This window comes from Streptomyces sp. SM1 (assembly GCF_002910825.1).
GTDB classification, from domain to species: domain Bacteria; phylum Actinomycetota; class Actinomycetes; order Streptomycetales; family Streptomycetaceae; genus Streptomyces; species Streptomyces okerensis.
This window is the reverse complement of sequence record NZ_NEUB01000976.1, coordinates 1-7150: the sequence shown is the minus strand read 5'-3', so window position 1 is coordinate 7150 and position 7150 is coordinate 1. Positions and strand designations below refer to the sequence as shown.

Annotated in this window: 6 protein-coding genes and 1 pseudogene; all 7 read right to left on the bottom strand. The window is 73.5% G+C overall.

Annotated elements, in window-relative coordinates; genetic code table 11:
- Positions 1–98: 98 nt before the first annotated feature.
- A complete protein-coding gene (locus tag B9S61_RS34335) occupies positions 99–1307 on the bottom strand; it encodes a sugar phosphate isomerase/epimerase (RefSeq protein ID WP_103545674.1) in 1209 nt (402 codons plus the stop codon).
- A gap of 116 nt (positions 1308–1423) precedes the next feature.
- Positions 1424–2803, bottom strand: a complete 1380-nt coding sequence (locus B9S61_RS34330) for a nucleotide pyrophosphatase/phosphodiesterase family protein (protein ID WP_103545673.1) — start codon at positions 2801–2803, stop codon at positions 1424–1426.
- Positions 2800–3969, bottom strand: coding sequence for a metabolite traffic protein EboE (gene eboE, locus B9S61_RS34325; protein ID WP_103545672.1), 1170 nt, complete (start codon positions 3967–3969; stop codon positions 2800–2802). Before eboE ends, B9S61_RS34330 begins: the two co-directional genes overlap by 4 nt.
- A gap of 3 nt (positions 3970–3972) precedes the next feature.
- Complete coding sequence (locus B9S61_RS34320; RefSeq protein ID WP_181007660.1) at positions 3973–4863, bottom strand: TatD family hydrolase; 891 nt, start codon at positions 4861–4863, stop codon at positions 3973–3975.
- Positions 4863–5594, bottom strand: a complete 732-nt coding sequence (locus B9S61_RS34315) for an EboA domain-containing protein (protein ID WP_103545671.1) — start codon at positions 5592–5594, stop codon at positions 4863–4865. The genes B9S61_RS34320 and B9S61_RS34315 overlap by 1 nt, the downstream gene beginning before the upstream one ends.
- Positions 5591–6553 carry a sugar phosphate isomerase/epimerase gene (locus B9S61_RS34310; RefSeq protein WP_103545670.1) on the bottom strand — a complete coding sequence of 321 codons (963 nt, stop codon included), beginning with the start codon at positions 6551–6553 and terminating at the stop codon, positions 5591–5593. The genes B9S61_RS34315 and B9S61_RS34310 overlap by 4 nt, the downstream gene beginning before the upstream one ends.
- A gap of 89 nt (positions 6554–6642) precedes the next feature.
- Positions 6643–7150: pseudogene (locus tag B9S61_RS34305) on the bottom strand (prenyltransferase); the annotation flags it as partial.

Genomic DNA, 7150 nt, shown 5'->3' with positions numbered 1-7150 from the left:
CGGTCACCGGCCGGGCCCCGTGCGGGGGCCGGGGCGGTGGTGGGAGACCCCGTCGGCCGGACACCAGGGCCGGCCGGCCCGTTCCGCGGCGGTTCGGATCAGCGGCGCCGCCTGCGCAGGGCCGCCATGTTGTCGTAGCTGATCTTGGCCTCGCGCAGCGACTGCGCGGGGTCGGTGGCGCTCGGGGAGTTGTCGTCCTCGACCATCGGGTTGCGGTGGTTCCGCTCCCCGACCCGGGAGAAGAACGTCGTGTAGTCGATGTCCCCGGTGCCGAAGGGCACCATGTCGTAGCCCATGCCGTTGGTGGTGTCGACGACGCCGTCCTTGGCGTGGAACAGCGGGTAGCGCTTGCTGTGGCGGGCGACCAGGCCTGCCGGGTCGAAGACGCTCCTGCGGCTGGAACCGTCGCGGGCGGTGTAGGTGTGGAACTTGTACTGGGCGACATGCGCCCAGAAGATGTCCATCTCCAGCCAGACCAGCCTGGGGTCGGTGACCTTCAGGAAGTACTCCAGCTTCCGGATGCCGGAGCTGCGGGTGGGCCGGCCCTGGTCGTCCAGCGGGCCGCTGTCGAGCAGGAAGCCGTAGGCGCTGTCGTGGTTGTGGGTGTAGAGCTTGATGCCCTCACGGCGGGCTATCGCACCCAGGGCGTTCCACTTGTCGGCGGCCACGTCCCAGTCGGCGCGGTAGGAGCTTCCGGTGGGGTCGCCTCCGGTGCCCATGTGGTCCATGCCGAGGATGTTGGCGATCTCGAGGTGCTTCTTGAAGGTGTCCTTGTCCGCCGTGGTCAGCGGCCAGGAGGACGGGATGAAGCCGTGGTTGCCCTGGGAGCGCAGCCCGTAGTCGTCGAGCCAGCGGCGCAGCAGTCTGGCGCCCTGGACGGTTTCCAGGTTGTCGCCACCGGGCGCGTTCGCGTGCTGGCGGTAGCCCGCGAACTCCACCTGGCGGTAGCCGTGGCGGGCCAGCTGCCTGAACACCTCGCGGAAGCCGGAGGGCAGGTCGCTCGCGAGGGGGTCGCGGGCGGTGGCGTCCCGGACGGTGTAGAGGATGATGCCGCGCTTGTGCGGCGGGACGAGCACATGTCCGCGGCCGTGGCCATGTCCGTAACCGTGGCCGTGGTCTCCGCCCCTGTCGTGGGCGAGGGCGGGGGACGCGCCGAGGACGGGGGCGGCGACGGCTCCGGCCGCCACGGCGGTGCAGGTGGTGAGGAAGCGGCGCCGGCCCACGCCGAGGCTGCGGCGCAGTCCCTCGTCCGGGGTGTCGGCGGCGGTGGCGGCATCGGTGCGGGAGGGTTCGGAGTACAGGGTCACGAGTGGCCTGCCTTCTCGGTCGTGGCCGGTTCCGGAGCCGCCGGGACCGGCCGTTGTCAGTGCCGTGTGTTTCACTCTCGGTAGTCGGACCTGCGGTGGTCGCACGGGGTGTCGTGTCAGCCGAGTCCGGCGAGCCGGAGCAGGAGTTGTTTCACATCGGTGGCCGCGACGCGGTCGCCGACAGCGCGGGGGGTGGAGCAGACGAGGAGCGGACCGTCGTCGTCGCCGGCGGGGAGGCGGCCGTGGCTGCCCCGAACAGGTGAGGGGTCCAGGGGGACGACCGCCATGCGGTAGCGCATGCCGAGTTTCTTGCGGGCCAGGGCGGTGGCGGCCTTGACCTTGACGTAGGGGTCGAGGGGGTCCATGAACAGCTCGACCGGGTCGTAGCCGGGTTTGCGGTGGATCTCGACGAGCTGCGCGAAGTCGGGCGCGCGGGCGTCGTCGAGCCAGTAGTAGTACGTGAACCAGGCGTCGGGCTCGGCGACGGCGACCAGTTCGCCGGCGCGCGGGTGGTCGAGGTGGTGGGCCTTCTTGCCCTCGTCGTCGAGGAGCTGCTCGATGCCGGGCAGTCCGTCGAGGGCGGCGCGGGTGGCCTCCAGGTCCTCGGGGCGGCGCACGTAGACGTGGGCGAGCTGGTGGTCGGCGACCGCGAAGGCGCGGGAGGCCATGGGGTCGAGGTACTCCATGCCGTCCTGGGTGTGCACCTCGAGCAGGCCCGCGCGGCGCAGGGCGCGGTTGATGTCCACGGACCGGGTCACGCGGGTGATGCCGTACTCGGACAGGGCGACGACGGTGCGGCCCTCGGCGCGGGCGTCGTCCAGCAGCGGGGCCATGGCGGCGTCGAGGTCGGCGGCCGCTTTGAGGGAGCGTGGCTCGTCGGGGCCGAAGCGCTGCAGGTCGTAGTCGAGATGAGGGAGGTAGCAGAGTGTCAGGTCGGGGTGGCGGGTGGCCATGACGTGGCGGGTGGCGTCGATGATCCACTGGCTGGAGACCAGGTCGGCGCCGGGTCCCCAGAAGTGGAAGAGGGGGAAGGTGCCGAACTTCTCGGTGAGTTCGTCGTGCAGGGCGGGCGGCCGGGTGTAGCAGTCGGGTTCCTTGCGGCCGTCGGCGTAGTAGACCGGGCGGGGGGTGACGGTGATGTCGGTGTCGGCGCCCATGGCGTACCACCAGCAGATGTTGGCGACGGTGTAGCCGGGGTGGGCGCGGCGGGCGGCGTCCCAGAGCTTGTCGCCGACGACGAGGCCGTTGTGCTGCCGCCACAGCAGTACGTCGCCGAGCTCGCGGAAGTACCAGCCGTTGCCGACGATGCCGTGCTCGGAGGGTGTGGTGCCGGTGAGGAAGGTGGACTGGGCGGCGCAGGTGACGGCGGGCAGCACGGTGCCGAGCGGGGCGCGGGAGCCCGACTGGCCGAGCGACTTGAGGTGGGGCATGTGGTCGAGGAGACGGGGGGTGAGGCCCACGACGTCGAGGACGAGGAGGGGCGTGGGGTCGCTCATGGGAGCTCCTTCAGGCCGAGGTCCGTCAGGAGGTCGCGGGCCAGGGTGAGTTCGGCGGCGATGCCGTCGGCGAGCTGGGTGCGGCCGCGGGGGCGCAGACCGGGCGGGAGCGCCTGCCAGGTGTAGGTCTCCACCTCGAGGTGGTGGGTGAGGGGGTGCGGGCCGCCCACGAGCCGGGTCAGCACGGATTTCAGGACGGGGAGTGTGGAGGTGAGGGGTGCGGTAGGGGCCGCGTGCAGGGGGACGTGGAAGTGGGCGCGCCAGGGAGCCGCGTCGGGCAGGGTGTCGCCGGTCAGTGCCTCGTCGAGGTCGTCGGTGCCGCGCAGGCCCGCGGCGGTGGAGGTGCGGGTCTGGTGCAGGAAGCGGGGTTCGGCGAAGCCGGCCAGGGCCTCGCGGACCTCGGGGAGGTGGGGCTGTTCGGCGTGCAGGGCGGCGGAGAGCTGGGACTTGACCACGGGGACACCGGCCCGGGTGAGGTTGTCCAGGGCGGTGTGCGGGTCTTCGAAGGAGGTGGCGAGGTGGCAGGTGTCGACGCAGATGCCGACGCGGTCGTGGCCGATCGCGGTGAGCGGGGCGATGGCGTCCCGGGTGGTCTCGACGACGCAGCCGGGTTCCGGTTCCAGGGCGACGCGGATGGAGCGTCCGGTGAGTTCCTGGAGGGCGTCGAGGCGTTCGGCGAGGGTGCGCAGGGCGGTGTGGGCGGTCTGTGCGCGCTGCTCGTCGTAGACGGTGCGCCAGGCGAGGGGCAGGGTGGAGATACTGCCGTCGGTGACGTCGTCGGGGAGCAGTCCGGCGAGGACGCGGGCCAGGGCCGCGGTGTGTTCCAGGCGCTCGGGGTCGGCCCAGTCCGGTGTGTAGACGCGGTACTTGACCTCGCCGGTGCCGAAGCCCCGGTAGGGGAAGCCGTTGAGGGTGACGACCTCGAGGCCGCGCCGTTCGAGTTCGCAGCGCAGTCCGCGCAGGGCGGCGGGGTCGGTGACGAGGGCGTGCGCGGCGTCCTCGGCGAGCCAGAGGCCGATGCCGAGCCGGTCCCGGCAGAGGCGGCGTCGGACGGGCTCGCAGTGGTCGCGGAGCTGGGCGAGGACGCCGTCGAGCGTTTCGGCGGGGTGGACGTTGGTGCAGTAGGCGAGGTGGACGGTGGAGCCGTCGGGGTGGCGGAAGCGCATGGCTCACGCCTCCGTGGCGGAGGCACCGGCCGGCCGGGGTTCGTCTCTCGGTGCGCCGCGCAGGATGGAGTTGCCGTCGTGGGTGCCGTCCGTGGCGGGGACGTCGAGGTTCAGGCGGCCGCTGAGTCCGTAGAAGGCGACGGGGTTGCGCCACAGCACCCGGTCGACGTCGTCTTCGGTGAAGCCTTCGGCGAGCATCAGGTCGGCGACCTTGCGGGTCTTGAGCGGGTCGCTCCTGCCCCAGTCCGCCGCGGAGTTGACCAGGACCCGGTCGGGGCCGTGGGCGCGCAGGATCGCGACCATCCGCTCCTCGTCCATCTTGGTGTCCGGGTAGACGGAGAAGCCGAGCCAGCAGCCGCTGTCGCTCGCCTCCTTGACCGTGGTCTCGTTCAGGTGGTCGACCAGGACACGGTCCATGGGCAGCGCGGACTCGCGTACGACGTCGAGGGTGCGGCGCAGGCCGGCGAGCTTGTCGCGGTGCGGGGTGTGCACCAGCACGGGCAGGCCGTGGTCGGCGGCGAGCTGGAGCTGGGCGGCGAAGGCGGCGTCCTCGGCGGGGGTCATGGAGTCGTAGCCGATCTCGCCGACGGCGACCACGTTGTCCTTGACCAGATACCTGGGCAGTTCGTCGAGGACGGGGGTGCAGCGCGGGTCGCCCGCCTCCTTCGGGTTGAGGGCGAGGGTGCAGTGGTGGGCGATGCCGTACTGGGCGGCGCGGAAGGGTTCCCAGCCGAGGAGGGAGTCGAAGTAGTCGAGGACGGAGGCGGGCGAGGTGCGGGGCTGGCCCAGCCAGAAGGCGGGCTCGACGACGGCGCGGACACCCGCGGCGTACATGGCCTCGTAGTCGTCGGTGGTGCGGGACGTCATGTGGATGTGGGGGTCGAAGATGCGCATCAGGACTCCTTGCCGTGGGGGTCGTCCGTAACCCGGGCCGGGGTGGCGGAGCCGGTCAGGGCCAGAACGCGGTGCAGGTCCTCCGGGACGGGGCGGCCCGCGGCGGTGCGCTCCTCGGCGTAGTCGCCGAGCATGCGGGCGAGTTCGGCGTCGGCGGTGGCGCGCCGGGCCAGCTCCGCCACCTGGTCGAGGGGGACGCCGGTGAACAGGCACTTCAGTACGGCGTGCCGCCAGGCGTGGGCGTCCAGATGACAAGCGCCGTAGGGGCCGAGGGCGGCGGCGACGAGCCGGGTGTCGTTGGTGCGCAGGGCGTCCTCCACGAGAGGGAGGGCGGCGGCGCCGGTGACAAGGTGCGGCAGGGCGTGCAGGACGGCGCGGCGTTCGTCGGCGGTGCCCTGCTGGTAGACCCGGGTCAGCACGTCGGCGTCGGCGCGGGCCGCGTGCAGGATGAGGACGCGGGCGGCGTCGGCGTGGGCGGGGCCGCAGCGGCGGCCGGCTTCGGCCAGGCGCAGTTCCCACACGGAGATGGGCCCGTGGGTGCCGGGGCGTGCGGAGGCCTCGTCCAGGGCCTGGTCGAGCCAGGCGCGGGCGGCTCCGCCCAGCCGTTCGGTGAGGCGGGCGTGCAGCTCGGCGGGCGGGGTGAGGGCGGGAGTGGTGCCGTCACCGGGGGCCACCGGTCTGCCGGTGGTCTCTGCCTCCGGAGTGGCCGGGGTGGCATGGGGGCGGGTCATGGGGTGGTGCTCCCTTCGGGGGTGGCGGAGGGATCGCCGTGCGGTGGGACGGGGACGGAGGGGGTGGTGGCGTCCGCGGACCGGGCGGCTCGGCGGAGGAACGGAAGGGATCGGGCGGCGAAGTGGGGGCCGGCGTGGGAGTGGCGGGGCAGTTCCACGACGGTCAGGCCCTGGTAGCCGGTGGCGGCGAGGGCCGCGAGGAGGGGCGGGAAGTCCATCTCGCCGTCTCCGAAGGGGAGGTGCTCGTGGACGCCTCGGCGCATGTCCTCGATCTGGACGTGGCGCAGCCAGGGGGCGGCCTCGCGTACGCAGTCGGCGGGCGGGAGGGGTTCGAGGCACTGGCAGTGGCCGAGGTCCAGGGTGAGGCCGAGCGGCTCGGGGTCGCCGAGCGTGCGCCGCAGGTGGTGGAAGTCGGCGAGGGTGGCGAGGAGATGGCCGGGCTCGGGTTCGACGGCGAGGGGGACGCCGGCGGTGGCGGCGGCGTCCAGAACGGGGCTGAGGGACTCGGCGAGGCGTTTCCATGCGGTGTCCTCGCCGGTGCCGTCGGGGACGGTCCCGCTGAAGCAGTGCACGGCGTGGGCACCCAGGTCGGCGGCGACGCGGACCGCCCGGAGGAGGAGGTCGACGCGGCGGGCCCGGTCGTCCGGGTCGGGATCCAGCAGCGACGGGCCGTGCTTGCGGCGGGGGTCGAGCACGTAGCGGGCCCCGGTCTCCACGGTGACGCCCAGCCCGAGCGCGGCCAGCCGGTGTGCGACCCGGCGGGTACGGGCGGCGAGGTCCGGGGCGAGCGGGTCGAGGTGCATGTGGTCGAGGGTGAGGCCGACCCCGTCGTAGCCGAGGTCGGCGAGCAGGGCGAGGGCGTCGTCGAGACGCAGGTCGGCGAGGCCGTTGGTGCCGTAGCCGAAGCGGAGGGGGGTGGGAGCGCGCCGGTCCCCGCTCGCGTCCCGTGCGGGATACACACCGGCGCTCCCACTCCCGCTCCCGCTCCCGCTTCGGGCCGGGGAACGGCTGTCCCCGGTGCCGGCATGGTCCGGGTTCGGGTGCGGGCTCACGTGATGCTCACCTTCCTCATGGCGGCTCTCCTGGCGAACATCCGGCCGGCCGGGACGAGGGCCGCGACCAGGAGGGCCGTGGCAGTCGCGCCGGAACGGGCGGCGAGCGCGGCCTGGAGGGGGACGGTGGCCCGGATCCCGCCGCCGACCGCGCGCTGGGTGAGCGGAGGTGAGGGGTTGAGCGCGGCGTGGAAGTAGGGCCGGGTGGCCGTGGCGGCGTAGGCGGCTCCCAGGACGGTGGCGAGGGCATGGGTGGTCCCTTGTGGTCCCTCGGCCGGGCTGGAACCCGGCAGACCGGGTGCGGCTGCTGCCCGTCGGCCTGCCGGGAGTCGGGGGCGGCGGGTGCTGACCAGCCGGGTCAGTGCCGCCGTCGTCGCCAGCGCCGCCAGGGGGGCCAGGGCCGAACCACCCGTGGTCTCCCGGCGGGAGACGGCCGTGACCGCGAGGGTGTGAGTGCCGAGCAGCGCGGCGGAGGGCAGCGCCGCCCGGGTGCCGCCTGCGGTG

Excerpts from the sequence above, each read along its gene's own strand:
- B9S61_RS34320 (WP_181007660.1), bottom strand. The coding sequence starts at position 4,863 with ATGCGCATCTTCGACCCCCACATCCACATGACGTCCCGCACCACCGAC.
- B9S61_RS34315 (WP_103545671.1), bottom strand. The coding sequence starts at position 5,594 with ATGACCCGCCCCCATGCCACCCCGGCCACTCCGGAGGCAGAGACCACC.
- B9S61_RS34330 (WP_103545673.1), bottom strand. The coding sequence starts at position 2,803 with ATGAGCGACCCCACGCCCCTCCTCGTCCTCGACGTCGTGGGCCTCACC.
- eboE (WP_103545672.1), bottom strand. The coding sequence starts at position 3,969 with ATGCGCTTCCGCCACCCCGACGGCTCCACCGTCCACCTCGCCTACTGC.